At 74.4% G+C, this 24,693-nt stretch carries 25 protein-coding genes and 1 riboswitch; of the genes, 19 read left to right on the forward strand and 6 right to left on the reverse strand.

Annotation, left to right across the window (positions count from 1 at the left end):
* Positions 1 to 64 precede the first annotated feature (64 nt).
* Positions 65 to 1,246 (forward strand): ROK family protein, encoded by a 1,182-nt coding sequence (locus tag Q1K26_RS09215; protein WP_300009171.1) that lies wholly within the window; start codon positions 65 to 67, stop codon positions 1,244 to 1,246.
* Here Q1K26_RS09215 and Q1K26_RS09220 read toward each other — a convergent pair.
* On the reverse strand, positions 1,243 to 1,560 hold the full coding sequence (locus Q1K26_RS09220) for a hypothetical protein (RefSeq protein WP_300009172.1): 318 nt from the start codon (positions 1,558 to 1,560) through the stop codon (positions 1,243 to 1,245). The genes Q1K26_RS09215 and Q1K26_RS09220 overlap by 4 nt on opposite strands.
* Positions 1,561 to 1,695: 135 nt before the next feature.
* Positions 1,696 to 1,807, forward strand: a riboswitch (TPP riboswitch).
* On the opposite strand from Q1K26_RS09220, the gene Q1K26_RS09225 reads away from it, so the two are divergent.
* The 3 genes from Q1K26_RS09225 (at position 1,799) to Q1K26_RS09235 (ending at position 4,372) form a co-directional block, all read left to right on the forward strand.
* Entirely contained in the window at positions 1,799 to 2,797 is a 999-nt protein-coding gene (locus Q1K26_RS09225; protein WP_300009173.1) for an ABC transporter substrate-binding protein, read from the forward strand. It overlaps the preceding riboswitch by 9 nt.
* Before the next feature lie 98 nt (positions 2,798 to 2,895).
* Entirely contained in the window at positions 2,896 to 3,618 is a 723-nt protein-coding gene (locus tag Q1K26_RS09230; RefSeq protein WP_300009174.1) for an ABC transporter permease, read from the forward strand.
* Positions 3,611 to 4,372, forward strand: a complete 762-nt coding sequence (locus Q1K26_RS09235; protein WP_300009175.1) for an ABC transporter ATP-binding protein — start codon at positions 3,611 to 3,613, stop codon at positions 4,370 to 4,372. Before Q1K26_RS09230 ends, Q1K26_RS09235 begins: the two co-directional genes overlap by 8 nt.
* On the opposite strand, the gene Q1K26_RS09240 is transcribed toward Q1K26_RS09235, so the two are convergent.
* On the reverse strand, positions 4,362 to 5,147 hold the full coding sequence (locus Q1K26_RS09240) for a tetratricopeptide repeat protein (RefSeq protein WP_300009176.1): 786 nt from the start codon (positions 5,145 to 5,147) through the stop codon (positions 4,362 to 4,364). The two genes, Q1K26_RS09235 and Q1K26_RS09240, sit on opposite strands and share 11 nt — an antisense overlap.
* Before the next feature lie 173 nt (positions 5,148 to 5,320).
* On the opposite strand from Q1K26_RS09240, the gene Q1K26_RS09245 reads away from it, so the two are divergent.
* Positions 5,321 to 5,560 (forward strand): hypothetical protein, encoded by a 240-nt coding sequence (locus tag Q1K26_RS09245; protein WP_300009177.1) that lies wholly within the window; start codon positions 5,321 to 5,323, stop codon positions 5,558 to 5,560.
* A gap of 6 nt (positions 5,561 to 5,566) precedes the next feature.
* Here Q1K26_RS09245 and Q1K26_RS09250 read toward each other — a convergent pair whose 3' ends face one another.
* Positions 5,567 to 7,195 (reverse strand): CocE/NonD family hydrolase, encoded by a 1,629-nt coding sequence (locus Q1K26_RS09250; protein ID WP_300009178.1) that lies wholly within the window; start codon positions 7,193 to 7,195, stop codon positions 5,567 to 5,569.
* A gap of 99 nt (positions 7,196 to 7,294) precedes the next feature.
* On the opposite strand from Q1K26_RS09250, the gene Q1K26_RS09255 reads away from it, so the two are divergent.
* From Q1K26_RS09255 to Q1K26_RS09305, 11 genes are all read left to right on the forward strand, one after another.
* Complete coding sequence (locus tag Q1K26_RS09255) at positions 7,295 to 7,432, forward strand: hypothetical protein (RefSeq protein WP_300009179.1); 138 nt, start codon at positions 7,295 to 7,297, stop codon at positions 7,430 to 7,432.
* 19 nt (positions 7,433 to 7,451) lie between these two features.
* Positions 7,452 to 8,894 carry a DUF2252 domain-containing protein gene (locus Q1K26_RS09260; protein WP_300009180.1) on the forward strand — a complete coding sequence of 481 codons (1,443 nt, stop codon included), beginning with the start codon at positions 7,452 to 7,454 and terminating at the stop codon, positions 8,892 to 8,894.
* 4 nt (positions 8,895 to 8,898) lie between these two features.
* Positions 8,899 to 9,780: an ABC transporter substrate-binding protein gene (locus tag Q1K26_RS09265; protein WP_300009181.1), complete on the forward strand. Its 882-nt coding sequence runs from the start codon at positions 8,899 to 8,901 to the stop codon at positions 9,778 to 9,780.
* 570 nt (positions 9,781 to 10,350) lie between these two features.
* Positions 10,351 to 10,554, forward strand: coding sequence for a hypothetical protein (locus tag Q1K26_RS09270; protein ID WP_300009182.1), 204 nt, complete (start codon positions 10,351 to 10,353; stop codon positions 10,552 to 10,554).
* Positions 10,555 to 10,731: 177 nt separating this feature from the next.
* The gene (locus Q1K26_RS09275; RefSeq protein ID WP_300009271.1) at positions 10,732 to 11,751 is read left to right on the forward strand and encodes a histidine kinase; all 1,020 of its coding nucleotides are present in this window, start codon (positions 10,732 to 10,734) and stop codon (positions 11,749 to 11,751) included.
* Positions 11,748 to 12,539, forward strand: coding sequence for a LytTR family DNA-binding domain-containing protein (locus Q1K26_RS09280; protein WP_300009183.1), 792 nt, complete (start codon positions 11,748 to 11,750; stop codon positions 12,537 to 12,539). Before Q1K26_RS09275 ends, Q1K26_RS09280 begins: the two co-directional genes overlap by 4 nt.
* A gap of 22 nt (positions 12,540 to 12,561) precedes the next feature.
* On the forward strand, positions 12,562 to 12,921 hold the full coding sequence (locus Q1K26_RS09285; protein WP_300009184.1) for a hypothetical protein: 360 nt from the start codon (positions 12,562 to 12,564) through the stop codon (positions 12,919 to 12,921).
* Positions 12,922 to 12,964: 43 nt separating this feature from the next.
* A complete protein-coding gene (locus Q1K26_RS09290; RefSeq protein ID WP_300009185.1) occupies positions 12,965 to 14,644 on the forward strand; it encodes a cation acetate symporter in 1,680 nt (559 codons plus the stop codon).
* 55 nt (positions 14,645 to 14,699) lie between these two features.
* Positions 14,700 to 16,205, forward strand: a complete 1,506-nt coding sequence (locus Q1K26_RS09295; protein ID WP_300009186.1) for a HAMP domain-containing sensor histidine kinase — start codon at positions 14,700 to 14,702, stop codon at positions 16,203 to 16,205.
* A gap of 194 nt (positions 16,206 to 16,399) precedes the next feature.
* A complete protein-coding gene (locus tag Q1K26_RS09300) occupies positions 16,400 to 16,717 on the forward strand; it encodes a DUF485 domain-containing protein (protein WP_300009273.1) in 318 nt (105 codons plus the stop codon).
* 20 nt (positions 16,718 to 16,737) lie between these two features.
* The gene (locus Q1K26_RS09305; protein ID WP_300009276.1) at positions 16,738 to 18,375 is read left to right on the forward strand and encodes a cation acetate symporter; all 1,638 of its coding nucleotides are present in this window, start codon (positions 16,738 to 16,740) and stop codon (positions 18,373 to 18,375) included.
* A gap of 100 nt (positions 18,376 to 18,475) precedes the next feature.
* On the opposite strand, the gene Q1K26_RS09310 is transcribed toward Q1K26_RS09305, so the two are convergent.
* Positions 18,476 to 19,606, reverse strand: a complete 1,131-nt coding sequence (locus Q1K26_RS09310; protein WP_300009187.1) for an NYN domain-containing protein — start codon at positions 19,604 to 19,606, stop codon at positions 18,476 to 18,478.
* A 169-nt stretch (positions 19,607 to 19,775) separates the two neighbouring features.
* Between Q1K26_RS09310 and Q1K26_RS09315 the strand changes: the two genes are divergently transcribed.
* A complete protein-coding gene (locus tag Q1K26_RS09315; protein WP_300009188.1) occupies positions 19,776 to 20,618 on the forward strand; it encodes a siderophore-interacting protein in 843 nt (280 codons plus the stop codon).
* 46 nt (positions 20,619 to 20,664) lie between these two features.
* Positions 20,665 to 21,600 carry a cation diffusion facilitator family transporter gene (locus Q1K26_RS09320; protein ID WP_300009189.1) on the forward strand — a complete coding sequence of 312 codons (936 nt, stop codon included), beginning with the start codon at positions 20,665 to 20,667 and terminating at the stop codon, positions 21,598 to 21,600.
* A gap of 227 nt (positions 21,601 to 21,827) precedes the next feature.
* Here the strand turns inward: Q1K26_RS09320 and Q1K26_RS09325 are convergent, their stop codons facing one another.
* Together Q1K26_RS09325 and Q1K26_RS09330 are read right to left on the reverse strand one after the other, a co-directional pair.
* Positions 21,828 to 22,046 carry a hypothetical protein gene (locus Q1K26_RS09325; protein ID WP_300009190.1) on the reverse strand — a complete coding sequence of 73 codons (219 nt, stop codon included), beginning with the start codon at positions 22,044 to 22,046 and terminating at the stop codon, positions 21,828 to 21,830.
* A 98-nt stretch (positions 22,047 to 22,144) separates the two neighbouring features.
* Entirely contained in the window at positions 22,145 to 23,563 is a 1,419-nt protein-coding gene (locus tag Q1K26_RS09330) for an RNA polymerase sigma factor (RefSeq protein ID WP_300009191.1), read from the reverse strand.
* A 252-nt stretch (positions 23,564 to 23,815) separates the two neighbouring features.
* On the opposite strand from Q1K26_RS09330, the gene Q1K26_RS09335 reads away from it, so the two are divergent.
* Positions 23,816 to 24,682, forward strand: a complete 867-nt coding sequence (locus Q1K26_RS09335; protein ID WP_300009192.1) for an inositol monophosphatase family protein — start codon at positions 23,816 to 23,818, stop codon at positions 24,680 to 24,682.
* Positions 24,683 to 24,693 lie beyond the last annotated feature (11 nt).

Consider the following 24,693-nt stretch of genomic DNA (forward strand, 5'->3'; position numbering starts at 1 on the left):
TCGGTGCCACGACGCCGTCCACGACCGTGAGGATGTGCGTCGTGGCTCCGACGCGTGGGTGCGTGTGAACCGCGCCTGGGTGGGGGAGGGCCCGGGTGGCGCCCGGCCCGACGAGGCCCGCCGGCACAACCGGGCCGCCCTGCTGCGGCGCCTGCACATCGACGGGCCGTGCACCCGGGCCACCCTGGCCGCCGAGCTGGGGCTCAACCGCAGCACGATCAAGGCTGTGGTGGACGGGCTCGCCGAGTCCGGCGTCGTCACCGAGGCGGTGCCCGCGCGGCGCAACGGGGCGGGGCGGCCGTCGCTGATGGTGCTGCCGCAGCCGGAGTCGGCGGTGGTGCTGGCCGTCGACGTCCGGGTGGAGCAGGTCGCGATGTCGATGGTCGGGCTGGGGGGCCAGGTGATCGGTCGGCACAGCTGGAACCTGCGCCGGGCCACCCGCACACCCGGCGAGGTGATCACGCACGTCGCCGAGTCGGCGCAGCTGCTGGCCGAGGAGCTCGCGGTGACCCCGGCGGGGGCCGGGATCTCGGTACCCGGGGTCGTCCGCCGCGACGACGGCTGGGTGCACGAGGCGCCCAACCTCGAGTGGCGCGACATCGCGCTGGGCAGTCGGCTCGCGGCGGTGCTGAGGCTGCCGGTGCAGGTGGCCAACGACGCGGAGCTGGGGGCGCTCGCCGAGCACGTGCGGGGCATGGCCCGCGACGTCGACGACCTCGTCTACATCTCCGCGGAGCGGGGGGTCGGCGGCGGGGTGATCTCGGCGGGCCGACCGCTGCGCGGCACCCGCGGGTACGTCGGCGAGCTGGGGCATCTCGCGGTGCGGCCGGGCGGGCGGCCCTGCTACTGCGGGTCGCGGGGCTGCTGGGAGACCGAGGTCGGCGAGGCGGCGCTGTGCCGGGCGCTCGGGCTCGACGAGGACACGCCCCGCGGGGTGGTCGTGGCCGAGCTGCGGTCGCTGGGCACCGCGCCGCAGCCGGGCCCGCTCGACGAGTTCGCCGAGTGGCTGGCGACGGGGCTCGTCACCGTCGTCAACATGATGGCGCCCGAGCTGGTGGTGCTGGGCGACCTGTTCACCGCGCTGCCGCGCGGGCTGGTCGACCACGTGCGCGCGCTGGTGCACGAGCGCAGCCTGGTCAGTCGGGCCGTCGGGGGCACGCGGATCGAGACCAGCCCGCTGGGCCGCGACGCCGGCCTCGTCGGGGCCGCGGAGCTGGCGTTCGAGCCGGTGCTCGGCGCGGTCTAGGAACGCCGTACCTGCATCCCCACGTCCTGACCGGAGATCGAGTCGACGCGGACCAGCAGGCCGCCGACCTGAGCGCTGTCCCCGACACCGAGCTCGGCGGCGTCCCCGCGCGCCGAGACCGTCACGGCGTCGGGGCCGATGGGCCCGACCCGCAGGTCCCGCTCGAACGACCCGATCTCGATCTCGACGGTCTGCTCGCCGCTGAGGGCGACGGTGCAGACGCCGTTCGTGCACCGGCTCGACCGCGACGTCGCGGTGCAGGAGGCCAGGACGAGCAGGGTCAGCAGGACGGCGGCGACGGCACGGGCACGCACGGCACTCTCCTCGGTCGGTGGACGGCGATCCGAAGTATCGGGGTCCCGACCGGTCCGGCGAACGGGTGGCGGTACCGCCGGACACGGTGATGCCGGCACGCACGTGCGGGGAGGGGCACCGGCCGCGTAGAGTCGTCGCCGACCCGCGGGAGCCCACGATCCGAGGCTGAGAGGGCGGCAGGCCGGCCGTCGACCGTTCGAACCTGACCCGGTTAGCACCGGCGTAGGGAGGACCGTCATGGCCCGTCTTCTGGTTGCGCTGCTCGCCGCGGCCGCGCTGGTGCTCGCCGGCTGCTCCGGTGACCCCGGTCCCCGGCCGATCCGCGTCGCACTGGACTGGACACCGAACACCAACCACACCGGCCTCTACGTCGCCCAGGCGCAGGGGTACTTCGCCGACGCGGGGCTCGACGTCGAGTTCCTGCCCTACAACTCCACCTCGCCGGACACCCTGGTGTCGTCGGGGGCGGCGGAGTTCGGCATCTCGTTCCAGGACTCGTTCACCTTCTCCAGGGCCGCGGGCGCCGAGATCACCTCGGTGATGGCGATCCTGCAGCACTGGGCCACCGAGATCGCCGTGCGCGCCGACCGCGCCGACATCGTCACCCCCGCCGATCTCGACGGGAGCGTCTACGGCGGCTTCGGCGGTCCCGGTGAGGTGCCGAAGATGCAGGCGGTGATCCGCGCCGCCGGGGGCACCGGCGAGTTCACCACCGTCGTGCTCGGCACCGCCGCCTACGAGGCCCTCTACGCGGGCGAGGTCGACTTCACCGAGCCGTTCGTGGCCTGGGAGGGCATCGAGGCCGAGCTGCGCGGGCAGCCGCTGAAGACCTTCGCCTACACCGACTACGGTTTCCCCGACGCCTACGCCGTCCTGCTGATCGGCAACTCGCCGTGGCTCGCGGCCAACCCGGACGCGGCGCGCGCCTTCGTGCAGGCCGCGCAGCGCGGCTACCAGCTCGCCGCGGACGACCCGGCGCGCGGCGCACAGCTGCTGATGGACGCCAACCCCGGGGTGTTCGCCGAGCCCGAGCTGGTCACCCGCAGCCAGGAGATGCTCGCCGCGGAGTTCCTGCGCGACGGGTCCGGAACCGTCGGCCCGCAGACCCTGGAGCGGTGGGCGGGCTACTCGGGGTTCGTCGTCGACTCGGGTGCGCTCGCCGGCCCGGACGGGGCGCCGCTCACCGCCCGCCCGGACTTCGCGACCTGGTTCACCAACGACTACCTCGCGCGGTGACGGCCACCCTGGGGCGCACGCATACCCCGACTCGCGCGCCCGCAGGCCCCGACTCGCGCGCACGGATACCCCGACTCGCGGGGCGGGTGGGGCCGCCGGTGCTGCTCGTCGTCGCCGGGCTGCTCGCGTGGCAGGTGGGCGTGGACGCGTCCGGGGTGCGGCCGCAGGTGCTGCCCTCGCCGCTGCGGGTCCTGGAGCAGGGGTGGGCCTACCGCGAGGCGATCTGGTCCAACACGGTGCCCACGCTGCAGGCCACCGCGGTGGGGTTCACGGTGTCGCTGGCGCTGGCCTGGGCGATCGCGGTGGCCGTGGACTTCTCCCCGTGGCTGCGCCGCGCACTCACCCCGCTGCTGGTGGCCTCGCAGACGCTGCCGATCATCGCGATCGCGCCGCTGCTGATCATCTGGTTCGGGTTCGGGCTGGCGCCGAAGGTGGTCGTGATCGCGCTGGTGACGTTCTTCCCCATCGCGGTCGGGCTGATCGAGGGCTTCGGGTCCACGCCGCGGGAGGCCACCGACCTGCTGCGCAGCATGGGCGCGTCCCGTCTCGCGCAGTTCCGGTACGTGCGGCTGCCCGGCGCGATGCCCTCGTTCTTCACCGCGTTGCGGATCGGGATCACCTACGCCGTCACCGGTGCGATCTTCGCGGAGTACGTCGGGGCCACCGCCGGGCTGGGCATCTTCATGAGCGTGCAGAAGAACTCCTTCCGCACGGACCTGGTGCTCGCGGCGGTGATCGTCACCGCGCTGGTGTCGGTGGCGCTGTTCGGGTTGACCTACCTGGTGCAGCGGGCCGTCGCGCCGTGGAGCGCGCGTGGCTGAGCCGAAGCTGCGGGTCCAGGCCGTCCACCGGGGCTACCCGGGGCTCCCGGTGCTCGACGGGGTGTCCTTCGACGTGGCGCCCGGGGAGTTCGTCGCCGTGATCGGCCCCAGCGGCTGCGGCAAGTCGACGCTGTTCAACGTGGTCGCTGGGCTGGAACGGCCGGACGCGGGCCGGGTGCTGGTGGACGGGGTGGACGCCACGGGCCGTGTCGAGCCCTTCGCCTACATGCCCCAGCAGGACCTGCTGTTCCCGTGGCGCACGGTGCTGGACAACACCGCGCTGGGCCTGGAGGTGGCCGGGGTACCGAAGCGGGAGGCCCGGCGGCGTGCGGCGCGGCTGTTCGCACCGTTCGGGCTGGCCGGTTTCGAGCAGGCCCGGCCGGGGGAGCTGTCGGGGGGGATGCGCCAGCGGGCGGCGCTACTGCGCACCGTGGTGCAGGACCGGGCGGTGCTGCTGCTCGACGAGCCGTTCGGGGCGCTGGACTCGCTGACCCGCTCGGACATGCAGACCTGGCTCGACGGCGTCCGCGCCGGGTTCGGCTGGACCGTCCTGCTGGTCACCCACGACATCCGCGAGGCGGTGCGGCTCGCCGACCGGGTGATCGTGCTGGGCCCGCGCCCGACCTCGGTGCGCGCCGACATCGCGGTGCGCCTGCCCCGGCCGCGGCCCCCCGAGCTCGTGGCCGCCGGAGAGTTCGTGGCGGTCGAGGCGGAGCTGCTGGCGGTGCTCCGGCAGGAGTCGGTCACGCGCTGAGCCCGAGCCGCTGCGGGCGGTCGGCCGCGGGCGAGCGGACGTCGGCGAGATCGGCCCGCAGCGCGCGGGTGTCGGGGTGGTCGGGGCCCAGCAGCTCGGTGGCGTCGGCCACCGCCTGTTCGAGCCCCCCGACGGCGTCCGCCCGGCGGCCCAGCACGGCACGGCAGCTCGCCAGCGTGGCCCGGATCGTGATCGTGCGCAGGTCCCGCGAGCCCAGTGTGTAGTCGGCGTTGCGCAGGGCCGACTCGAGGATGCCCGCCGCCGCGGTGGGGTTGCCGTCGGCGACCTGGGCCAGCGCCAGCCCGGTGTGGGAACCCAGGGTGTCCGGGTCGGCCGGACCGAACAGGTGCCGCCGGGTGTCCGCGACACGTGCGGCCGTGTCGAGGGCCTCGGCGTGCCGTCCGGCGAGCCGGTAGGCCGTGGCCAGGGCGTCCTGGGCGTCGAGGGTGCGGGGGTCCTCGGGGCCGAGGACCCGTGCGCGGTCCGCGGCGCAGCCCAGCGAGAGGTCGACGCCCTCGTCGAACCGCCCGTCGGCGACCGTGGCCACGGCGAGATTCCCCTCCGCGGTCAGCGTGTCGGGGTGGTCGTCCCCGAGCAGGGCGCGGCAGGCGACCACGGTCGAGGTCAGCAGCCGTACCGCCGCGGCGGCGTCGCCGTCGGCGAGGTGCCGGGCGGCGTCGCGGTTGCGGGCGGCGAGCCCCTCGATCCGCTCGGCCCGCGTACCGTGCCGGGGCGTCGGTCGGGCCCCCGTCGTGGTGCGTTTCCACCAGGCCATCGCGCGCCCCCCGGGTCGGTGACTGTTCCCGGCGGAAAGTACCGGCCCGACTTTTCTATCGTCCATTACCGGCGTCAGATTGTGGGATACCGCATTGCCATTTCTCTCATTTATCACGGTGCGTGGGTGAATGATCACGAGGGGTTCTCGGCGGGCGCGTTTATGCTCGCACCGTGCGACTGACGAGCAGCGCCCGCAAGCACGGCGTCGCCGCCGACGACGTGCGCCGGGTGCTGGAGCGCCCGCTGCGGTCGGTGCCGCAGGACTCGCCGCGGGGTCCGGTGGTGCTGCACATCGGCGTCGCGGCCGACCGGGACCTGATCGAGGTGGTCGTGGCGGCCGGGGACCCGCCGGTGGTGCTGCACGCCATGCGCCTGCGCCCGGCCAACTACCGGTATCTGACGCCGTCGTGACCGACCTCAGGGGGCGACCGGCAGCGTGAGGCGACCGCCGCCGAGGGTGTGCAGCGAGGACACCAGCGTCGTGGCCTCGGCCGGGTGCTCGGCGGTGCCGGTGTTGCGTGCGAAGCGCGGGTGCGACCCGCCCGCCACCAGCAGGCGCAGCCGGTGCCCCGCGGCGAAGCGGTGGGCGCAGGCGTCCAGCTCCAGGCGGACCGGCCCGTCGGCGCGCGCCGGGTCCAGGCGCAGGTGGGCGTCGGTGACGTTGCGCGAGCGGCCGCGCGCGTCGACGTCGCAGAGGCGGACGAACAGGTCGGCGTGCGGGTTGTCGGTGTGGTGCTCCAGCTCCAGCACGGGTGATCCGATCACCTCGACCGCGGCGCCGAGCGGCTCGGAGGTGAACGCCACGACGTCGGCCCTGGCCTCCAGCGGCGCGTTGTCGCGCACGCCGGCGGGCGGGTTGAGCAGCCGGCCGCCGAGGGTGGGCGTGGGGTCGGCGGGGTCGTAGCGGAACGCCGCCACCGGCCCGGTGCGGCCCGGGTCGCGGCCGACCAGCCGGCCCGCCGTCAGCCAGCGGACCTGCGGGGCGGTCGGCGGCGGCCACTCCGGCAGGTCGCGCCATCCGCCCCCGCCGGTGACGTGGATGCGCACCGGGGAGCGCCGCGCGCGGCCGGTGGCCCCGGCCAGGTTCTCGTCGAGCCAGCCCAGCGCCTCGCGGGCCACGTCGCCGGCCAGCGCGGCCTGCACGTGGGTCCAGGGACCCACGGTCAGCGCGACGTCGACGCCGCGCCCGCGCAGCGTCGCGTACTGGTGCAGGGTCTGGTCCAGGAACAGGTCCTGCCAGCCGCCCACGAGCAGCACCGGCAGGTCGGCCTTCTCCAGCGCGTCGGTGACGCGGCGCGGCTCCCAGAACGGGTCGGCCGGATCGGGGTGCGAGACCCAGTCCCGGTACCAGGGCGCGCGGCCGGCCAGCACCGGTTCGGCGGCCGCGGGCAGCGGCAGCCCGCGGAACGCCGACTCGAGGGCCCGTCGCCCGCGGGCACCGCGGAGCAGCCTGCGCACCATCCCGCCATCCTCCTGCCCGGCCACCATCGCGCTCCAGCCCAGGAACCCGAGCAGCGTGAACGCCCCGGTGCCGTGGGTGACCTCGGCGAAGTCGTGCGGGCCGACGATCACGACGGCCGCCGCGAGCTCCGGGGGCGGGTCGGTCAGCAGCGACCACTGGGTCCAGCCCAGGTAGGAGGCGCCCATCGTGGCCAGCCGCCCGTCGAACCACGGCTGCTCCCGCAGCCACGCCACCGTGTCCAGGCCGTCGTCGACCTCGTGCACCATCGGGTCGAACACGCCGCCGGAGCCGAACGTGCCGCGGCAGCTCTGCACCAGCACGTGGTAGCCGCGCGCGGCGAGGGCACGCGCCGACCCGATGTCGAGGGGCGTGCCCCGCCCGTACGGGGTGCGGACCAGCACCGTGCCCAGCGGGTGGGCGGTGTCGGGCACCAGGTGCTCGGCGAGCAGCACCGCGCCGTCGCGGACGGGGACGGCTTCCTCGCGGACCCCGTAGCCGGTGCGGGCGGGCGGCAGCCCCAGCAGGCGGGTGGCGATCCGGTCGACGGCCCGGGCGGCCGGGCCCGGCGGGACGGGGGTGGTCATGGCCCCATACTGCCCATCGGAGGGCCGGCGCGGCGCACCGAACGGATGACGCGCCCGCCCGGGTGGTAACCGATGCCGCGGGGACCGCGATGACCGGACATGACCGTCGTCACCGTCCCGGGCCGCACCGCCGCCCCCGGACCCGCCCTGACCACCGGCCCCACCGCGGACCGCGTCATCGCCGTCCTGTTCGCCGTCAGCGTCGCGGTGTTCCTGCTCGCCCTCGTCACCCTGTAGAGCGGCGTAACCTCGTCCGGTGCCTCCCATCCCGATGACCGCGCTCCCGGGGCACACCGTGCTCGCCGACGCCGACGGCACCGCGTACGCCTCGCTGCGCAGGCGCCCCGCGCACCGCTCCGAACGGCACGCCATGGGCAAGGCGCTGCGCAAGCGGGTGCCCCGCTCGTCGCTGGGGGACTGGCGGGCCCTGCCCGGGCGACCCGACCCGCTCGCCCTGATCCGGGAGTCCCACCGCGGCCGCCTCGACCGGCTCGTGCCGATCCGGGTGGGCCGCATGACCGCCTCGCCCTACGGTTTCCTGCGCGGCAGCGCCGTCGTGATGGCCTCCGACGTGGCGGGGCTGCCCGCCACCGGGATCACCCCGGTGGTCTGCGGGGACGCCCACCTGGGGAACTTCGGCTTCTACGCCTCCCCCGAGCGCGACCTCGTCATCGACCTCAACGACTTCGACGAGGCCCACCCGGGCGGCTGGGAGTGGGACCTGCGGCGCCTGGTCGCGAGCATCTGGGTGGCCGGGCGGGAGAACGGGGCGTCGGAGGACCGCTGCGCGGACGCCGTGGCCTCCTGCGTGAGCGCCTACCGCGCCGAGGTGCGGTTCCTGGCCGACCAGCCGCTGCTGTCGCGCTCCTACGAGCGGCTCGACGTGGACCGGCTGGCCGACGGCGTCGACGGCTCGCTGCGGGCCGAGGTGACCCGGGCGGCCAAGCGCGCGCGGCGACGCACCAGCGACCGTGCGGTGCCGCGGTTCACCGAGCAGGTGGCCGACCGGCGCCGGATCATCGAGGAGCCACCGCTGATCACGCGCGTGCCCGACGACGAGGCGGACCGGCTCGCGGCGGCACTGGACGACTACCTGCACACCCTCGCCCCGCACTGGCGCCGCGTGCTCGGCGGCTACACGCTCGTCGACATCGCCCACAAGGTGGTCGGCGTGGGCAGCGTCGGGCTGCGCGCCTACATCGCGCTGCTGGAGGGCTCGGCCCCCGACGACGTCGTGTTCCTGCAGCTCAAGCAGGCCCGCCGGTCCGTGCTGGCGCGCTACGTGCACGGCGCCACGGCGCTGCACGCGCACCAGGGGCAGCGGGTCGTGGAGTACCAGCAGGCGTTGCAGACCGTCAGCGACCCGCTGCTGGGCTGGACCACCGTCGGTGGGCCCCACGGGGAGGAGACGCAGTACTACGTGCGCCAGTTCCGGGACATGAAGGGCACCGTCGCGCTGGACGGGATCGACGGCCGCGCGCTCGTCGACTACGCGGGCGTCGTCGGGCACCTGCTGGCGAAGGGCCACGCCCGGACCAGTGGCGCGTCGATGGTGGCGGGATACGTGGGGAAGGGCGACAATCTGGACCGGGCCATGATCCGGTTCGCCCGCGGGTACGCCGATCAGACCGAGGCCGACCACGCCGCGCTGGTGGCCGCGGTCGACCGCGGCGAGCTCCCGGCGGAGCGGGGGGTCTGACGTCGTGCGGATCGCGTCGTTGCTGCCCGCCGCCACCGAGATCGCCGCGGCGGTGGGCCTCGCCGACGATCTCGTGGCCGTCACGTTCGAGTGCGACCATCCCGCGGGGATCCGGGAGCGCTGCGCGGTGGTGGTCGACTCGCCGCTGCCGCCCGGGCTCGATCCCGCCGGCATCGACGCCGCCGTGCGCGAGCGCGTCGCCGCCGGCCTGCCGATGTACGCCCTCGACGCCGACGCGCTGGCCCGGCTGGACCCGGAGCTGATCCTCACCCAGGACCTGTGCCGGGTGTGCGCCCTGCCCGCGGGCTCCGTCGACGACGCGCTGGCCACCATCGGCTGCGCCGCCGACGTCGTCTCGATCGACCCGTGCACCGTGGACGACGTGCTCGCCGCGATCGCGGAGGTCGGGCGCCGGGGCGGAGCCGGGGCCCGGGCGGAAGCGCTGGTCGCGGCGCTGCGCGAGCGGCTGGACGCGGTCGAGCGGGCCGTCGCCGGCCGGGTCCGGCCGCGGGTGCTCGTGCTGGAGTGGACCGACCCGCCGTTCCTGGCCGGGCACTGGGTGCCGGAGCTGGTGCGGCGCGCGGGCGGCGAGCCGGTCGGCGGGGCGGACGCCGGGCGCAGCGTGACCGGGGACTGGGGCGAGCTGGCCGCGCTCGCCCCGGACGTGGTCGTCGTCGCGCCGTGCGGCTACGGGCTGGCCGACGCCCGCGCGCAGGCCGCGGCCGTCCGGGACCGGTTCCCCGGGGTGCCGCTGGTGGCGATGGACTCGGCGTCCTACGTCGTGCGGGCCGGGCCCCGGCTCGTCGACGGGATCGAGGCGCTGGCGTGGGCCCTGCACCCGGGCGCGGTACCGGCCCCGCCGCCGGGGCGGATCGCGCACCTGTAGGTCCGGCCCGTCCCGGCGGCCGGGGTCGTCGTTCCCCGGTCCGCCCGTCAAGATCGCGTCAACGCGGTCACCCTCGCCGTCAGGCTCCCGTTCGAGAGGCCACCGGCGCGCTCGCGCGGGTGGACGATCCGGTCCGGCCCACCGGAGGTACCGGTGGGTGGTGGGAGGAACCGGACGTGGCTGATCTGGCGTACGTGCTGCTGATCGTCGGCGGCTTCCTGGGCGACCCGGCGGTGAACGTGACGGAGCTGAACCCGGCCGTGGCGTCGGCGACCGGCTGAGCCCATTGCAGCATGGCCACCTACACGCAACGTCATTGCGTGAAGGTGGCCTTCCTGCAACTCGGGAGGCCTGGTCGCGCCGGTGGCGGGGCGCCTGACCCCGACCCGGGTCCCGGCGGCGCAGCCGTGACCCGCGTGCTCGGAGGCCGAACCGTCCCGGCCTGAGCACCTGATCACCGAGCCGGGTATGGGCTATCGCTTCGAGATGTGAGGCGCGGCACCGTGGAGGGGTAGGGTCGGTGGGTCGGGCGAACGGGTCCGGCACCACAACCGAAGGAGTCGCGGACACGTGAGCTGGACCGGAAGCCCTTCGACGAACGAGCAGAACGGCAGCTTCGCGGCGGCCCAGGCCGCCAACGACACGAGCAACGAGCTGCAGAACCGCCGGGCCGCCCGTGTGGTGGCCGGCCGCGCCATCGACGTGGACGACTGCGCCGAGATGCTCGCCATGCTGGGTCTCGACGCCGGCACCGAGCGGGTCGCCGCCGACTGAACCCGTCCGCACCGCCGCTGCGCCCGCGCGGGTCGACGACGCGGCCGGTGGGTGCGTGTGGCACCGCTCGACCGGGTCACCTACCGTCACCTGGTTCCGATGGAGGCGTGCATGGTGGCGGTGTCGCGGCGTGGTGGGTGGTTCCGGCCCTCCGCCACGTCCGGTGCGGCCGGGGCCATGGCGGCCCTGGCGGCGGCGCGGCGGGTGGCCGCGGAGCTGCGCGGCGGGCTCGACGGCCCGGGGGTGGCCGCCGCGGCACGGGAGCTGCGGCGGTTGCTCGACGTGCGGGCCGTCGGGCTCGGCGGGCTGCGGGGCGAGCTGGTGTGGTCGGGGCAGCCCTCGGACGTCGCTGCCGTGGACGGGCTGGTGGACCGCGTGCTGCGCACCGACGCGCGGGCCGCGCGCGGCGAGGTGGTCGCGCTGCCGGTGCACGCCCGCGACGAGCTCGTGGGCGTGCTGGTGGTGGAGGGCGAGCAGACGACCGCTCAGGCGCGCGAGGCCGCGGCCTGGGTGGGGGAGGCGCTGGACCGGGCCCGCCTGGAGGCGTCGGCCGGGGTGGCCGAGCAGGCCGAGCTGCGGGCGCTGCGGGCCGAGATCTCGCCGCACTTCGTCTACAACAGCCTCACGGTGATCGCCTCGTTCGTGCGGACCGACCCGGAGCGGGCCCGCGAGCTCATGCTCGACTTCGCCGCCTACACCCGCCACAGCCTGGCCCGCCACGGCGACTACACGACCGTCGCCGGCGAGTTCGCCGCCATCGAGGCCTACCTGGCGCTCGCGCGCGCGGTGCTCGGCGAGCGCCTGGTCGTGCAGGTCCGGATCGCCCCGGAGATCCTGCCGGTCGCGCTGCCCTACCTCGCGCTGCAGCCGCTGGTGGAGAACGCGGTGCGGCACGGGGTGGAGCTCGGGTCGGGCGGCCTGGTCCAGGTCACCGGCGAGGCGCAGGGGAGCGAGTGCGTGATCAGCGTCGAGGACGACGGGCCGGGGATGGATCCCGGGTACGTGGCCGACGTGCTCGCCGGGCGCGGTCGCCCGGGCAGCCTCGGCCTCGTCAACGTCGACCGCAGGCTGCGCACCGTGTTCGGCCCCGGCTACGGCCTCGTCGTGGAGACGGCCGCGGACGCGGGCACGAAGGTGGTGCTGCGCGTGCCGCGGTTCCAGCCCGGCGTCAGCGCCGAGTGGGCGGTGAACCGGTGAGCCCGGGCGGTGGTCCGGCGCTGCGTGCACTGGCCGTCGACGACGTGGCGCCGGCGCTGGAGGAGCTGCGCCGGCTGCTGCTCGAGTCGCCCGAGGTGAGCGAGGTCGCCACGGCGCGCGACGCGCTGACCGCGCTGAAGCTGATCCAGGCCGGGCCGTTCGACGTGGTGTTCCTCGACGTGTCGATGCCCGCGATGGACGGGATGGAGCTGGCCTCGCTGCTGTCCCGGATGACCGAGCCCCCGGTGGTCGTGTTCGTCACCGCGTTCGAGGAGCACGCCGCGTCCGCCTTCGGCATCGGAGCCGTCGACTACCTGCTCAAGCCGGTCGGCCCGGAACGCCTCGCCGCGGCCCTGGACCGCGTGCGCCGATTCACCGCTCCCGCCGACCGGTCGGCCACCCCGGCCGCGCGGGCCGTGGACGCGCTCGCCGCGGTGCCGGTGGAGCTGGGCGGCCGCACCCGGTTCGTCCGCCGCAGCGATGTGCGGTTCGTGGAGGCGCAGGGCGACTACGTGCGGCTGCACACCGGCTCCGGTGGCCATCTCGTGCGGATCCCGATCTCGCGGCTGGAGGAGCACTGGCGCCACGCCGGGTTCGTGCGGGTGCACCGCAGCTTCCTGCTCGCCGTTCCCGCGGTGCGCGAGCTGCGCAGCGACGTCAGCGGCGGCCTGCTCGCCCACACCGACGTCGGCGACGTCCCGGTGAGCCGCCGGCACGCCCGCGAGCTGCGCGAGCTGCTGCTGGAGGCGGCCACCCGGGGCGACTTCGACCCGCGCGCACGGTCGTGACGGTGGCGAACGGGACGGCACCGTGACGAAGCAACGCCGGGTGGCGGTGGCGAGCCCGCAGACCCGCCTCGCGATGGCCCGACGCCGGTCCGGGGTGCGCGCCGACCGGCCGCACCTCGCTCCCGCCGACCTGGAACGGGCCCGTGTCGTCCACCGCGCCCAGCTGCGGTCCGCGCTGCTCGCCGTCGGCTGGCTCGCCGTCCTGATCATCGGGCTGCCGCTGCTGCTCGCCGCGTTCCCCGCCCTGGACGACGTGCCGGTGCTCGGGGTCCCGCTGTCCTGGCTCGCCGTCGCGGTGCTGCCCTACGCGGTGCTGGTCGCGCTGGCGGGCTGGGCCCTGCGGCGCGCCGAGCGCACCGAGCGCACCGAGCGGCGACCGTGACGGGGCGGACCGAGCCGGGGCGGACCCCGACCGGGCCCCCGGCATGATCGGGGCGGCGATCGTCCTCGTCGTGCTGGCGACGCTGCTGATCGGCGCCCGTGGGGTCGCCGCGATGCGCACCACGTCGGACTTCCTGGTCGCCTCGCGCCGGATCCCGCCGTGGCTCAACGCCGCGGCCGTCTCGGGGGAGTACCTGTCGGCGGCGTCGTTCCTCGGGGTGGCCGGGCTCGTCGTCAAGGACGGGATCGGGGCGCTGTGGTACCCGGTCGGGTTCACCGCCGGGTACATCGCGATGCTCGCGCTGGTCGCCGCGCCGATGCGCCGCACCGGGGCGCTGACCGTACCCGACTTCGCCGAGGCCCGGCTCGGGTCGGCCGGCCTGCGCAAGCTGTCGGCCGTGGTCGTGCTCGTGATCGCCACCCTCTACGTCGTGCCGCAGTTCAAGGCGGCCGGGCAGGTGCTGGCCGTCGTCGCCGGCACCCCCTACTGGGTCGGGGTGGTCGTCGCGGGCGCGGCGGTCAGCATCACCCTCGCGCTGGGCGGCATGCGCGCGGCCACCTACGTGCAGGCCTTCCAGTTCGGGCTCAAGCTCGTGCTGTTCGTCGTGCCCGCGGTCTGGCTGGTACTCACCGTCAGCGCCGAGACCCGCTCCGCCGCCCTCGCCCCGGTGCAGTTCACGACGTTCGAGCGCACCACACCGGTCGACTTCCGGCTGGGCACCGAGCTCGCGGTCACCGAGGCGACCACCGTGGCGATCGACGGCCGGGATCCGGAGGTCCTCGCCCCCGGCCGGTACGTCGTGGAGGCCGGCAGCCGGTGGACCTTCGCCGCGGGTGCCGACGTGCCCGACGTGGCCGGGGCGGTCCCGCCGGGCGGGGAGAGCTGGTCGCGCCCGCTGCTCGACCCCGGAGAGGCCGGCTTCCCGGTGCTCGCGACGCTGTCGGTGCTCGTCGCCACGGTCCTGGGCACGATGGGGCTGCCGCACATCATCGTGCGCTTCCACACCAGCGCCGACGGCCGCGGCGCCCGGCGCACCGCGGCGATCACCGTCGTCCTGCTGTCGGCGTTCTACCTGTTCCCGGCCGTCTACGGGGTGCTGGGGGCGGTGCTGCTGCCCGAGCTGTACCTGTCCGGTGGCACCGACACCGTCGTCGTGCAGCTTCCCGCGCGGGTCGACCCCGGCCCGGTGGGCGCCCTGTTCACCGCCCTGCTCACGGCGGGCGCGTTCGCCGCGTTCCTCGCCACCTCGCTGGGGCTGCTGCTGGCCCTGACCGGAGCGGTCTCGCACGACCTGCTCCCCGACACCACGCTGCGCAGGCTGCGGCTCACCCCGTTCGCCGCCGCCGCGCTCGTCGTCGCGCTGGCGCTGCCCGCCGTCGAGCTGGACGTGGGCGTGCTCGTGACGTCCGCGTTCGCCGTCGCGGCCTCGACGTTCTGCCCGCTGCTCGTGCTGGGCATCTGGTGGTCGCGGCTCACCGCGCGGGGAGCCGTCGTCGGGATGGTGGTGGGGCTCGCCGCGTCGGCCGGGGTGATCGGCGTCGACCTGCTGGTCGGGTCCCCACCGGGGCTGGCGTCGATCCTGTTGGGGCAGCCCGCGCTGTGGTCGGTGCCGCTGGCGTTCGCCACGATGGTGCTGGTGTCGCTGCGCGGGCGCCCACCGGCGTGGGCGGCGGCCGCGATGCTGCGCCTGCACCTGGACGAGACCCGGCCCGGCCGGCTGTGAAGTCTCTCAGCTCCGGCTCACCGGATCCTGCCGCGGACCCGCGAGGATGGGCTCCGTGACCGACACGGCCGGGCTGGCGATGGCGACGGGTACGGCTGTCGGGTTCGGGGAGCCCGCCGTCGCGGCCGAGGACGGCCGGCGGGGCGTGCGGGTGCGCAGGCGGGTCCCGGCCCGCCTCGCGATCGTCGGCTGGGTCGTCGGCCTGATGTTCGGCGTGCTCACCGTCGTCAACCTCGCCTCGCAGCACGCGCTGCTCGCCGAGGTCGACGAGCTCGTCACCGAGACGCTCGCCCGCGAGTCCGGCGAGTTCGCGCGGTTCGCCGTCGCCGGCGTCGACCCGGACACCGGGCTGCCCTTCGCCGACGACGGCGCGCTGCTCGCGAGCCACCTCGACCGCCAGAGTCCCGACGACGACGAGATCGTGTTCGGTGTGCTCGCCGCGGACCGGGCGGCCATCACCGTGCTGCGCCAGCCCGGAGCCCCGCCGTGGGACGCATCGGCCGACGCGCCCACGCGCGGCGCGATCCTGGACGACCCCGTGGCCGCCGGCAGCATCGACACCCCGGCCGGGGAGATGCGCTGGGAGAAGCGACCCGCGGGCACCACCGGATGGTTCGTCGCCGGGTACTTCATCGACCGCGACCGCGCCGACGTCCGCGACTCGATGCGCACGCTCGTGCTCTACAGCCTGCTCGGTCTCGCGTTGGCCGGCGTGGGTGCGTGGTTCGTCTCCGGGCGGATCATGGCGCCCGTACGGCTGGTGAGGTCGGTCGCCGCGGAGATCACCGAGCGCGACCTGACGCGGCGGATCGCCGTGGACGGGCACGACGACATGGCGGCGCTGGCCCGCCAGTTCAACGGCATGCTCGACCGGCTCCAGGAGGCGTTCGGCGCCCAGAACCGCTTCATCGACGCCGCGGCGCACGAGTTGCGCACTCCACTGACGATCGTGCGCGGCAACCTCGAGCTGCTCGGGCTGCAGGCGGTGGGCGACGATCCGCAGGAGCGCGCCGAGGTGGTCGCGCTGGCCACCGACGAGCTGGACCGCATGGCGCGCATCGTCGCCGACCTGCTGACGCTCTCGCGGTCGCAGCGCCCCGACTTCCTGCGCAGGCGGCCCGTGTCGGTCGCCGAGCTGACCTGCGACCTCGCCGACGAGGCCGCCCGGCTCGCCCCGCGACGCTGGACCGTGGGCGACGTGGGCGAGGGCCGCGCCGACCTCGACCCGCACCAGTTGGTGCCCGCGCTGCTGCACCTGGTCCGCAACGCCGTGCACCACACCGGTGACGGCGACGAGATCCGGATCTCGTCGTCGGTGGAGGGCGGTGTCGCGCGGTTCCGGGTGTCCGACCGCGGGCCCGGGGTGTCCCCGGCCGCCGCGGCCACGATCTTCGACAGGTTCGCCCGCGGCGGGTCGGCCCGTGCGCGGGCCACGGGCACCGGCGCGGGCCTGGGGCTCGCCGTCGTCCGCGCCGTCGCCGAGGCACACGGCGGCACCGCACGGCTCGACCCCGCGCCGGGCCCGGGGGCCACGTTCGTCGTCGAGATCCCCTGCGGCTGAGCCGTGACGGGGGTGCCGCTCGTCGTCCCTGCCCACCGTTCGTCAGCCGTTCGCCGCCTGTCCGGGTGCTGTGTCGCGGACCACTACCGCCCCTGCGGGTGATCGCCTTTCCTGTGCGCGGACATCTGGGCGTCCGAGTGCGAGGAGGCACCGTGAGCACCACCGATCCGTCGTCACCACCGGGCGGCGAACGACTGGACCAGTCGTCGCGCGACTGGTTGGCCGTGGAGGCCGAGCCGGAGTTCCAGGAGCTCCGCAGGCGGCTGCGCAACTTCGTCTTCCCGGTCACCGGCCTGTTCCTGGGCTGGTACCTGCTCTACGTGCTGCTGGCCACCTACGCATCCGACTTCATGGCCGTCCCGGTGTTCGGCAACATCAACATCGGGCTGCTCTTCGGGCTCCTGCAGTTCGTCTCCACGTTCGCCATCACCGCCTGGTACGTCCGCTTCGCCGACCAGCGGTTCGACCCGCTCGCCGCGAAGGTCCGCGCCGGGATCGAGGGGGAGAAGTGACCGTCCTCGCCCAGGACCACCTGGCCCAGTCCTCCGCGGTCGCGGGCAGCAACCCCGTCCTGAACATCACCGTGTTCGGGATCTTCGTCGTCTTCACGCTCGGCGTCGTGATCTACGTGAGCCGGCGCGCCACCTCGGGCGCCTCGGACTTCTACACCGCGGGCGGGGGGTTCTCCGGACCGCAGAACGGCATCGCGATCTCCGGTGACTACCTGTCGGCCGCGTCGTTCCTCGGCATCGCGGGCGCCATCGCGCTCAACGGCTACGACGGTTTCCTGTACTCCATCGGCTTCCTGGTGGCCTGGCTGGTCGCCCTGCTGCTGGTGGCGGAACTGCTGCGCAACACCGGCAAGTTCACGATGGGCGACGTGCTGGCGTTCCGGATGCGCCAGCGACCGGTGCGCGCGGCCGCGGCCTCGTCCACGTTGGCGGTGTCGTTCTTCTACCTGCTCGCGCAGATGGCGGGCGCGGGCGGCTTGGTGGCGCTGCTGCTCGACATCCAGGACCGCACCCAGCAGAGCATCGTCATCGCGATCGTCGGCGCGATCATGGTGGCCTACGTGCTCATCGGCGGGATGCGCGGCACGACCTGGGTGCAGATCATCAAGGCGTTCCTGCTCATCGTCGGTGCGGCCGTGATCACCCTGTGGGTGCTGGTGCTCTACGGGTTCAACTTCTCGGCGATCCTGGCCGAGGCGGTGGCCCGCGGCGGCGAGGCGGGCCAGGCGCTGCTGGCGCCCGGCAAGCAGTACGGCACCAGCGGGCTCACCCGGATCGACTTCCTCTCGCTCGCGCTGGCCCTGGTGCTCGGGACGGCGGGCCTGCCGCACATCCTGATGCGCTTCTACACCGTGCCCACGGCCAAGGAGGCGCGCCGCTCGGTGGTCTGGGCGATCTGGCTGATCGGCCTGTTCTACCTGTTCACCCTGGTCCTGGGCTACGGCGCCGCCGCCATCGTGGGACCGGAGACGATCCGCGCCGCTCCGGGCGGGGCCAACTCGGCCGCGCCGCTGCTGGCCGCCGCGCTGGGCGGCCCGGTGCTGCTGGGCATCATCGCCGCGGTCGCGTTCGCCACCATCCTCGCGGTCGTCGCAGGCCTGACGATCACCGCGTCGGCCTCGTTCGCCCACGACATCTACGCGAACGTGATCAAGAGCGGCCAGGAGGTGTCCGGCGACCAGGAGGTCAAGGTCGCCCGGACGACGGCGGTGGTGATCGGGCTCGTGGCCATCGTCGGCGGCATCCTGGCCAACGGCCAGAACATCGCCTTCCTGGTGGCGCTGGCCTTCGCCGTCGCGGCGTCGGCGAACCTGCCGACGATCCTGTACTCGCTGTTCTGGAAGCGGTTCAACACGACCGGGGCGCTGTGGAGCATCTACGGCGGCCTCTCGATCTGCATCCTGCTGATCGTGTTCTCTCCGGTCGTGTCCGGGAAGCCGCCGACGACGCCGGGCGGGCGCAGCCCCTCGATGATCGACGGCGTCGACTTCAGCTGGTTCCCGCTGGACAACCCGGGCATCGTGTCGATCCCGCTGTCGTTCCTGCTCGGCTACCTCGGCACGGTGCTGGGCAAGGACAAGGTGGACGCGAACAAGGTCGCCGAGATGGAGGTCCGCTCGCTCACCGGTGTCGGTGCCGAGAAGGCGAGTGCGCACTGATCAGTGCCCTGATCGGTGCGTGAACCAGCGGCGCTCCCGCCCGTCCCCTCGGGTGGGAGCGCCGCTCGTCATGTCCGCGTCGTCACGGGTCGCACGTCGTTCACGCCACGGTCGCCCGCAACAGGTAGTCGCCGGTCTCCTCGTCCCACTCCATCGTGACGAGGTCGCGGGCCCGGGCGGCCTTCGCGAACGACAGGAACGTGTTGAAGCCGTAGCGCTTCTCGCTGAAGTCCGGGAGGCGCTTGCGGAGCTGGTCCTTCAGCCCCGAGAGCTGCGGCCGGAACCGCGGGGTCTGCAGCTCGCGGACGACGTCGACGAGCAGCCGGAACGCGTCGTCCTCGGCCGGACCGGCCTCCGCGATGCGGACCTCCGGATCACCCTGGGCGCTCCCGGTGCGTAGCTCCACGACGCCCTGGGACTCCAGATGGCGCAGCAGCTCCCCGAACCCGCGGAACCCGTGGTCGGCCTCGTCGAACGTGGGGTCCTTGCGCAGGATCGCGCGCTTGAGCCGTGACGCGAGCACCGGGCCGTCGGCGTGGCGGGCCAGGTCGGCGAGGGTGCGTGCCACCACGGGGCCGACGTCGCGGTCCTCGGCGGTGCTCGCCACGGTCTCCTCGACGGCGACGCTGTCCTCGACGGGCACGGTCTCCTCGACCCGGGCAGGCTCGTCCACGACGGTCACCCGAGCCGGGGCGGCGACGGGTGCGGACCGGCGGCCGCGCGACGACCGGGCCACGGGGGCCTGCGACGGCTCGACGCCGGGCAGCCGGTCGTAGAACAGGAACTCGTCGCAGGCGGGCGGCAGCAGGGCCGAGGTGGAGGACTGCACCCCGATGCCGATCACCCGCTTGTCCAGCTCGCGCAGCTTGTGCACCAGCGGGGTGAAGTCGGAGTCGCCGGTGCCGATCGCGAACGTGGTGATGAAGCCCCGCTCGAAGGCCATCTCGACGGCGTCCACGGCCATCTTGATGTCCGCGGCGTTCTTGCGCGACGCCCCCATGCGCTGCGGGATCTCGATCAGCTCGACCTGCGCCCGCGCCAGCAGCCTGCGGTCGTCGTCGAAGTTGGACCAGTCCGCGTAGGCGCGGCGGGCCACGACCCGCCCGCGCACGGCCAGCGCCTCGGCGATCGGGGCGAAGTCGAACGGCGTGACGCCCAGCCCGTCGCGGGCCCCGATGGCCAGGTTCTCGTAGTCGAGGAACAGGGCGATGCGCTCGTCGTCGTTGCTCACTGTTCTCCGTTGTCGAGGGCCGGGGAACCCGCAGCCTAGATCGGGCGGTCCTCTCGTCGGGGGTGCGGGCGTCGAAGGGGACGGAGGCCGGTCTCCGACGGGTGGCCGGACCGGAGGGTGGCAGGCTAGCCTCAGCTAACAAATTCGTCGGTACTGAGGGGTGCACGCCATGTCGGACGAGGAGAACACCACCACCTACCTGGTCGAGGTCCAGGAGGTGCGGCGGCTCTCGCCGAGTCTCGTGCGGGTGCAGCTGGGCGGGGCGGGTCTCGACGGGTTCGCCTCGCTGGGGGTCCCGGACGAAGGGTGCGTGTTCCACTTCCCGGCCGACCCGGGCGGGGAACCCGACCCGGAGGTGGGTCGCTGGTACACGGTGCGCCGCTTCGACGCCGTGACCCGTCGGCTCACCGTCGACATCGTGGTTCACGACGGGGGCGCCGGGGGCGAGTGGGCCGCGGTCGCCCGGGTGGGCGACCGGTTGCGGATCACCCACCGGAACAGCTGGTTCAAGCGCCCCGAGACGGCGCGATGGCAGCTGCTGGTCGGCGACGTCACCGCGCTGCCGGCGATCGGGCGCATCGTGGAGGAGTCCGCGGCGACCGTGCCGACCACGGTCGTCGTCGAGGTGCCCGACGCACAGGACGCGCAGGTCCTCGACGGGGCCGAGGTCACCTGGGTGCACCGCCCCGAGCTGGCCACCGCCGGCAGCGGGCTGGAGGCGCTCGTGCGGTCGGTCGAGCTGCCCGACGGACCGGGGTACGTCTACGCCGCGGGGGAGGCGGCGGCCACCCGAGCGGTGCGCAAGTACCTGCGCCACGAGGCGCGGATGCCGGCGGGGTCCTACGGCGTGATCGGCTACTGGCGCGTGGACGGGGAGAGGTGGAGCCGGAAGTTCGCGGAGTCCGGCGTCGACACGGTCGCGCTGTACGAGGCGGCACGGCTCGCGGGGTCGGACGAGGAGGAGGTCCGCGACATCTACGAGAGCAAGCTCGCGGAGGTCGGGCTGCTGTGATCACCCCGCTAGACATGCACAGATGCGCATGAGTACGGTGTCGGCCATGGGGCTCGACGGGATCACGGCGCACCACGGCCACGGGCACGGGCACGGGCACTCCGCCGACACCGACCGGCGCCGGCTGGCGGTCGCGCTGGCGGTGACGCTGGCGACCGCCGCGGTCGGCGCGGTCGGCGCCGTGCTCACCGGCTCGCTGGCCCTGCTCGCCGACCTCGGGCACCTGCTCACCGACGCCGGCGCGCTCGCGGCGGCGTTCGTCGCGTCCGTGCTCGTCCAGCGGCCCGCCAGCTCCCGCCGCACGTTCGGACTGGGCCGCGTCGAGGTGCTCGTGGCCGGGATCAACGCGATCACGCTGGTCGCCGTGGTGGTCTGGGTGGCGGTCGAGGGCGTCGGCCGGCTCATCGAGCCGGCCGAGGTGCCGGGGCTCCCGCTGCTGGTGATCGGCGCGCTGGGGCTCGTCGGCAATCTCGTGTCGCTCGCCGTGCTCGCCGGGGGCGACCGCCGCAACATGAACATGCGCGGCGCCATGCTGCACGTGCTGGGCGACGCGCTGGGATCGGTCGGCGTGCTCGCCGCGGCGCTGGTGCTGATCCTCACCGGCTGGCCCTACGCCGACACCGTGGCCTCGCTGTTCATCGTGGCGCTGATCCTGCCGCGCACGGTCGCGCTGCTCCGCGAGGTGGGCCACGTCCTGCTGGAGGGCGCGCCGCGCGGGATCGACACGTCCGACGTGCAGGCGGCCCTGCTCACCGTGCCCGGCGTGCTGGACGTCCACGAGCTGCACGTCTGGTCGATCAACGACCGGCGACCGACGGTGTCCGCGCACCTCGTCGTCGACGAGGCCACGCACGTCGGCTGCGGGGAGGCGTCGGTGCTCGACGCGGCCGCGGGCCTGCTGCGCGAGCGGTTCGGCCTCGCCCACAGCACCCTGCAGATCGAGCAGGACGACCACACCGACCACGAGGACCGCTGTCACTGACAGCGAGCCTCGTGGCTCCTGGTGCTCGCTCCACCCGGTGTGCGGGCCGGGGCAGCGATCGCACCGCGCCGTCCTGGTGTCGGCGGTGTCGGGTGACCGGCGTCGTCGTGGGCCGGCTGCTCGCCGCGGCCGAAGGGTGCCACCGCGCTCGTGGTGCTCCGTGCGCCGTGGGGGAGCGAGTTCTGTGCGCCGCGGGGGAGACGGCGGCCCGATGGCCGCGGCCGGGGCTACTGCGCCAGATCGTCCAGGCTCGCCGCGGCGAGGATCCGCGCGACCCGCTCCTCGTCGGGGAGCACCGCCAGCCGGGCCGCGACGGAGTCGAGCCGGGCATCGTGCCCGAAGCGACGACGGAGCAGGATCCGCACGACGGTCCACGAGCAGCCGAGTTGTCCGGCGTCGACGTCGTCGAACCGGTCGGGGACGGGTCGCCCGGAGGAGTCGTTCATGGCGCGGCAGGCTAGGCCCGGGAACCAGGTTTCGGGGGCGAACGCGAAAGGCCCCTGCACCGCCCGAGGTGCAGGGGCCCTTTCATTGCGTGTCGCCGCTAATCCAGGTAGTCGCGCAGGACCTGGGAGCGGCTCGGGTGGCGCAGCTTCGACATCGTCTTCGACTCGATCTGCCGGATCCGCTCGCGGGTGACGCCGTAGACCTGGCCGATCTCGTCGAGCGTGCGCGGCTGGCCGTCGGTGAGGCCGAACCGCAGCCGCACCACACCCGCCTCGCGCTCGGACAGGGTGGCCAGCACCGACTGGAGCTGGTCCTGCAGCAGCGTGAAGCTCACCGCGTCGACGGCCACGACCGCCTCGGAGTCCTCGATGAAGTCGCCGAGCTGGCTGTCGCCCTCGTCGCCGATGGTCTGGTCGAGAGAGATCGGCTCCCGGGCGTACTGCTGGATCTCCAGCACCTTCTCCGGGGTGATGTCCATCTCCTTGGCGAGCTCCTCCGGGGTGGGCTCACGGCCCAGGTCCTGGAGCAGCTCGCGCTGGATGCGACCCAGCTTGTTGATGACCTCGACCATGTGCACCGGGATGCGGATGGTGCGCGCCTGGTCGGCCATCGCGCGCGTGATGGCCTGCCGGATCCACCAGGTGGCGTAGGTGGAGAACTTGTAGCCCTTCGTGTAGTCGAACTTCTCGACCGCACGGATCAGGCCCAGGTTGCCCTCCTGGATGAGGTCCAGGAACGCCATCCCGCGACCGGTGTAGCGCTTGGCGAGCGAGACCACGAGCCGGAGGTTGGCCTCCAGCAGGTGGTTCTTGGCGCGCTCGCCGTCGCGGACGATCCAGCGCAGGTCGCGCCGCAGCTGCGGGGAGACCTTCTCGCCGGAGTCGATCGCCCGGCGCAGGCGCTCGGCGGCGTAGAGGCCGGCCTCGATGCGCTTGGCGAGCTCGACCTCCTCCTCCGCGTTGAGCAGCGCGACCTTGCCGATCTGCTTGAGGTACGCGCGGACCGAGTCGGCCGAGGCGGTGAGCTCGGCGTCCTTGCGCGCCTGGCGTAGCGCCTCGGACTCCTCCTCGTCCCAGACGAAGTCGCCCGACTTCGTGGGCGTGGACGAGCGCTCGCGCGGGCCGCGGCGGTTGGCGCCGGTGTTGGCCGGCTCCTCGTCGTCGTCCTCCTCGTCGTCCTCGTCCGTGACGACGTCGGCGGTGGTGACGATGTCGGCCGGGGTCTCGGCGACGAGCTCGGGGTCGTCGAGGTCGACCTCGACCTCCTCGAGGTCGCCGCTGACCAGATCCGGGCCCTCCGGCGACCCGTCGAGTTCGGCGGAGCCGTCGGGCTCGGTCGACTCGTCCCCGGGCTCGCCCTTGGTGGCCGGCGCGGCCTTGGCGGCGCGCGAACGCGGCTTCGGCGTGGCCTTCGACGCGGGAGCGGTCTTGGCCCGGGGCGCCCGGCGTGCGGGAGCGGGAGCCGTGGCCTGATCGGCCGGCGACTCGGTTCGGGTTGCGGAATCTGCGGCTGCCACCTAGGCCCTCTCACTACGGTGCGCTCTGTGGTGAGCCGGAAGAGCACATACCGGCTGCGTGACGAGATCTGTGCCTGACGTGTTCGACAGGGCTTGTGATCGTGCCCGCCCCCGGCGGCGCCCGGGCTGGTGATGCTCTCGGCGGCCGATCCGCGGTGGGGTACCCGGCCATTGTAACTGTGTGCGTCGTGGGTGCTGACGCCTTGCATGCCGCAGGCGTGTCCCGGCCCGTCGATGTGATCGGATGTGGCGGTGACCGACCCGTCCCGCACTGCCCCACCCGCGGCCGACCCGGCCGCGTTGCGCCTGCTCGCCGAGGGTGTCGCCCGCGACGCGGCCGAGCATCTGCGCGGCCTGCCGCGGCCGTGGGACACCGGTCCGGCAGGCGGCTCGGTGGGCACCAAGAGCAGCCCCACCGATGTGGTCACGGCGTCGGACACCGCGGTGGAGGCCCTGATCCGCGAGCGGCTGGCGGCGCTGGCCCCCCGCGACCTGATCGTGGGGGAGGAGCACGGCGGGGTGGCCGGCACCGACGCCGAAAGGGTCGTGTGGGTCCTCGACCCGATCGACGGCACGGTCAACTTCCTCTACGGCCTGCCGTGGTACGCCGTGTCGGTGGCGGCCACGCGCGGCGGGGTGACGCTCGCGGGCGCCGTCGTCGAGCCCGTGTCGGGGCGGGTCTGGAGTGCCGCGGCGGGCCAGGGCGCCACCTGCGACGGCAGGCCGCTCGCCGTCTCGGCCGTCACCGAGCTGGCCCTGTCGCTGGTCGGCACCGGGTTCGCCTACGACGCGCGCCGCCGCGGCAGGCAGGCCGCGCTGGTCGCGGGCCTGCTGCCGCGGATCCGCGACGTGCGCCGCACCGGGTCGGCGGCGCTCGACATGTGCGCGGTCGCCGCCGGCTGGACCGACGCCTACCTCGAACACGGCTGCAGCTGGTGGGACTGGGCGGCGGCCGCGCTCGTCGCGCAGGAGGCCGGTGCCGTGGTGCGGGTACCCGGGGTCGCGGGGCTGCCCGATCCCGACGACGGGCTGGGGTCCGACGCGATCCTGGTCGCCGCGCCCGGGATCGCGACCGAGCTGGCCGCACTGGCCCGCGGGCACGGCGCCGCGGAGGTCTGAGCGGCAGGGGT

The organism is Pseudonocardia sp., from assembly GCF_029263155.1.
In the GTDB taxonomy this organism is placed as follows: domain Bacteria; phylum Actinomycetota; class Actinomycetes; order Mycobacteriales; family Pseudonocardiaceae; genus Pseudonocardia.

Coding starts and splice junctions, on each gene's coding strand:
- Q1K26_RS09255 (WP_300009179.1), top strand. CDS start 7,295: ATGACCGTCGTCACCGTCCCGGGCCGCACCGCCGCCCCCGGACCCGCC.
- Q1K26_RS09240 (WP_300009176.1), bottom strand. CDS start 5,147: ATGGCCTGGTGGAAACGCACCACGACGGGGGCCCGACCGACGCCCCGG.
- Q1K26_RS09225 (WP_300009173.1), top strand. CDS start 1,799: ATGGCCCGTCTTCTGGTTGCGCTGCTCGCCGCGGCCGCGCTGGTGCTC.
- Q1K26_RS09320 (WP_300009189.1), top strand. CDS start 20,665: ATGGGGCTCGACGGGATCACGGCGCACCACGGCCACGGGCACGGGCAC.
- Q1K26_RS09325 (WP_300009190.1), bottom strand. CDS start 22,046: ATGAACGACTCCTCCGGGCGACCCGTCCCCGACCGGTTCGACGACGTC.
- Q1K26_RS09290 (WP_300009185.1), top strand. CDS start 12,965: ATGATCGGGGCGGCGATCGTCCTCGTCGTGCTGGCGACGCTGCTGATC.
- Q1K26_RS09275 (WP_300009271.1), top strand. CDS start 10,732: ATGGCGGCCCTGGCGGCGGCGCGGCGGGTGGCCGCGGAGCTGCGCGGC.
- Q1K26_RS09315 (WP_300009188.1), top strand. CDS start 19,776: ATGTCGGACGAGGAGAACACCACCACCTACCTGGTCGAGGTCCAGGAG.
- Q1K26_RS09250 (WP_300009178.1), bottom strand. CDS start 7,195: ATGACCACCCCCGTCCCGCCGGGCCCGGCCGCCCGGGCCGTCGACCGG.